The sequence below is a fragment of the Micromonospora sp. D75 genome, assembly GCF_018070405.1.
Lineage (GTDB): Bacteria > Actinomycetota > Actinomycetes > Mycobacteriales > Micromonosporaceae > Micromonospora > Micromonospora chalcea.
In genome coordinates this window covers 1-3769 of record NZ_JAGPXV010000583.1, presented here as the reverse complement: position 1 = coordinate 3769, position 3769 = coordinate 1, and the positions used below count along the sequence as shown (strand labels likewise).

The 3769-nt window shown below is 77.6% G+C and carries 3 protein-coding genes; all 3 read left to right on the top strand.

Features of this window, described 5'->3' with window-relative positions; translation table 11 throughout:
* Positions 1-1059 (top strand): non-ribosomal peptide synthetase (locus KBX39_RS25860; RefSeq protein ID WP_210872946.1); only part of this gene is annotated, 1059 nt, incomplete at its 5' end.
* A complete protein-coding gene (locus KBX39_RS34130; protein WP_166456520.1) occupies positions 1056-2708 on the top strand; it encodes a polyketide synthase in 1653 nt (550 codons plus the stop codon). The genes KBX39_RS25860 and KBX39_RS34130, both read left to right, overlap by 4 nt.
* Positions 2705-3769, top strand: a 1065-nt coding sequence (locus KBX39_RS25850; RefSeq protein ID WP_210872944.1) for an AMP-binding protein, incomplete at its 3' end; no start/stop codon positions are given. The genes KBX39_RS34130 and KBX39_RS25850, both read left to right, overlap by 4 nt.

Genomic DNA, 3769 nt, shown 5'->3' with positions numbered 1-3769 from the left:
GCCCGGCGGTCGTTCGCGCCGGGCGTGGTGTTCGTCAACGGGTACGGCACCACCGAGATCAGCTTCGCCGCGCAGCACCACCTGCCGCCGGACGCCGACCCGGGGCGCGCAGTCGTGCCGATCGGGCACCCGCTGCCGGGCGTCGAGGTGGTGCTGACCGACCCGGCCGGACGCCCCGCCTGCCTCACCGGCGAGGTGGTCGTGCGGACCCCGCACGTCGCGCTCGGCTACCTGGGCCTGCCGGAGCTGACCGCGGCCCGGTTCACCGAGCACAACGGGGTGCGCGCGTACCGGACCGGTGACATCGCGCGGCGGCTGCCCGACGGCACGCTCGTCTACCTGGGCCGCGGCGACCGGATGGTGAAGATCCGCGGCTACCGGGTGGAGCTGGGCGAGATCGAGGCGTGCCTGGCGGCGCTGCCGGGGGTGGCCCACGCGGCGGTGGTGGCGCGACGCGGCGCGTCCGGCGCGGGCGAGCAGGAGATCGTCGCGTACGTGGTCGGCGCCGCCGGTACGGTCGTCGAGCCGGGAGCGCTGCGGGAACGGCTGGCCGGTGTGCTGCCGGACTTCATGGTGCCCCGGGCGGTGGTGGCGGTGCCGGAGCTGCCGATCGGCCCGACCGGCAAGCTCGACCAGGCCGCCCTGCCCGACCCGGACGCCGGCCACCCGGCCGCCGGAGGGCCGCACGCGGGGCAGCCGGCCGCCGACCGCCCGGATGCCGGGGGACCGCCGGCCGGGCCGGTCGAGCAGACCATCGCGGCGGGCTGGTGCACGGTGCTCGGACTGACCACTGTGGGCCGCCTGGTGAACTTCTTCGAGGCGGGCGGGCACTCGCTCCAGCTCGCCCTGGTGCAGGGGTACCTGGAGGAACACCTCGGCCGCCGGGTGCCGCTGGCCCGGCTGGTGGAGTTCCCGACGGTGGCGGCGCTGGCCGCGTACCTGGAGACGGCCGGGGACGCCGCGGGCGTACCGGAGGACGGCCGGCTGACCGCGGCCGGACGCCGGATGGCCCGCCGTGCCGCCGCGCGGGCCGCCGGCGGCGGGGAGGGACGGGCGTGAGCGAGGACGACCGGATCGCGGTGGTGGGCCTGGCCTGCCGGGTGCCCGGCGCGGACGACGCACCGGCGCTGTGGCGCAACCTGCTGTCCGGGGTGGACTCGGTGCGCCGGGTCCCGGCCGGGGAGGGCGCGCCGGGCGGACCGGACTGGGTGTCGGCGTTCGGCCGGCTCGACGACCTGGAGGGCTTCGACGCGGACCTGTTCGGCTATCCCGCCGCGGCGGCGGCGCTGCTCGACCCGCAGCACCGGCTGTTCCTGGAGGTCGCCTGGCACGCCCTGGAGGACGCCGCGATCGACCCGGACCGCGACCCGGCCCAGATCGGCGTGTTCGCCGGATGCGCGCCCAGCCGCTACCTGCACCACCACCTGCTCGGCAACCCCGCGCTGGCCCCGGCGGCCGGCACGCTCGCCGAGGACTGGGACGACGCGCTGACCGGCTCCGGCTGCGACTATCTGCCGACGCGCACCGCGTTCGCGCTGGGGCTGTCCGGCCCGGCCGTGGCGGTCCAGACCGCCTGCTCGACCTCGCTCGTCGCGGTGTGCCAGGCCGGGCAGAGCCTGCTGGACTACCGCTGCGACGTGGCGATAGCGGGCGGCGCGGCGGTGGTCTCGACGCGGCAGGCCGGTTACCGGCTGCGGCCGGGCGGGCTGCTGGCCACCGACGGGGTGTGCCGCCCGTACGACGCCGCCGCCACCGGGCAGGTGTTCGGCAACGGCGCCGGGGCGGTGGTGCTGAAGCGGCTCGCCGACGCCCGCGCCGACGGCGACCACGTGTACGCCGTGCTCGCCGGGTGGGCGGTGAACAACGACGGCGCCGACCGGCCCGGCTTCACCGTGCCGGGCGTGTCCGGGCAGGCGGCGGTGATGGCGGAGGCGCTGGCGTCGGTCGGCTGGGACGCGGTCGACGTCGGTTACCTGGAGGGGCACGGCACCGGCACCCCGGTGGGCGACGCGATCGAGGTGGACGCGCTGGCCCGGGTACGCCGGGGCGCCCGCGCTCCGCTGCTGCTCGGCTCGGTGAAGGGCAACCTCGGCAACCTGGACGCCGCGGCGGGCGTGATTTCCCTGATCAAGGCCGTGTACGCGGTCCGCACCGGGCAGGTGCCGGGTACCGCGCACTTCACCGGCGCGCACGACGACGTCGACCTGGCCGCCGCGGGCGCCGAGGTGGACGCGCAGACTCGGCCGTGGGCCTACGAGCGGCGCGCGGGCGTCAGCTCGTTCGGTCTCGGCGGCACCAATGCGCACGTGCTGGTCGAGCCGGCGCCCGCGACGGACGCGCCGGACGCCGGGGCACCCGGCCCGGTGGTGCTGGGACTGTCCGCGGGCAGCCCGGCGGCGCTGCGGGAACTGGCCCGGCGGCTGGCCCTCCGGCTGGCCGACGGCGACCTGGCGGTGGCCGACGTGGCGCACACGCTCGCGGTGGGACGGCGGCGGCTGGCGTACCGGGACGCGGTCGCCTGCGCCGACGCGGAGGAGGCGGTGCGCCGGCTGACCGCGCTCGCGGCGGGCGACCCGGCCTCCGACGACGACGCCGCAGTCCGCGCCTGGCGCGCTGGTGACGAGCCGGCCGTCCCGCCGGGCCGGCGGGTGCCGCTGCCCGGCTACCCGTTCCGGCGGACCCGGCACTGGATCGAGGCACGACGATGACCGTCCGCGACGATCAGCGCGACCAGCAGGTCGGTCCCGAGCTGCCCTACCCGCAGGTGTGCCTGCCCGACCTGGTCGCGGCGCACGCCCGGCGGCGTCCCGGCGCCCCGGCCGTGGTGCAGGGCGACCTGACGCTCAGCTACGCCGACCTGGTCGGCCGGGCCGCCGCGCTGGCCGCGTCGCTGCGCGCCCACGGCATCGGCGCGGACGACCTCGTCGGCGTCTGCGTGGACCGTCGCCTGGACCTGGTGGTCGCGCTGCTCGGCGTGCAGGCGGCCGGCGCCGGGTACGTCCCGCTCGACCCGGCGCTGCCGCCCGGACGGTTGCGCGAGCTGGCCGCCGAGGCCCGGCTGCGCGTCGTCGTGGGTACGCCCGCCGCCGAGGCGTTCACCGGACGCACCGTGCTGGACGTCCCCACCGGCACCGCGCCCTGGCAGCCGACACCGGCGACGCTCGGCACCACCGCGTACGCGATGTTCACGTCCGGGTCGACCGGGCAGCCGAAGGGCGCGGTGATCGAGCACCGGGCGCTGACCGAGAAGGTCACCTCGATCGCGGAGTTCTCCGGGTTCGACACGGCGACCCGGTGCCTGGCGTTCGCCTCGATCGGGTTCGACGCGTCGGTGGTCGACATGCTCGCCCCGCTCGCCGCCGGGGGCACCGTCGTGCTCGCCGGTGACGCCGAGCGGGCCGACCCGACCCGGCTCTACCGGATCTGTGCCGAGCAGGCGGTCGACGTGGTGGTGCTGCCGCCGCCGATCCTGCCGCTGCTGGACCCGGTCCGGCTGCCCGGCGTGCGGCTGGTCGTCACCGGCGGCGAGGCCACCGGCCCGGAACAGGTCGGCCGCTGGACCGCCGGCGGGCGCCGCTTCATCAGCGTGTACGGCCCGACCGAGGCGACGGTGCTGGTGACCTGGTTCGAGGGCAGCGGCGAGTGGACCCGGCCCATCCCGATCGGCCGGCCCGCCGCCAACCACCGCATCCACCTGGTCGACGACGAGCTGCGCGAGGTCGGCCCGGGGGAGATCGGCGAGGTGCTCGCCGGTGGGCCCGGGCTCGGC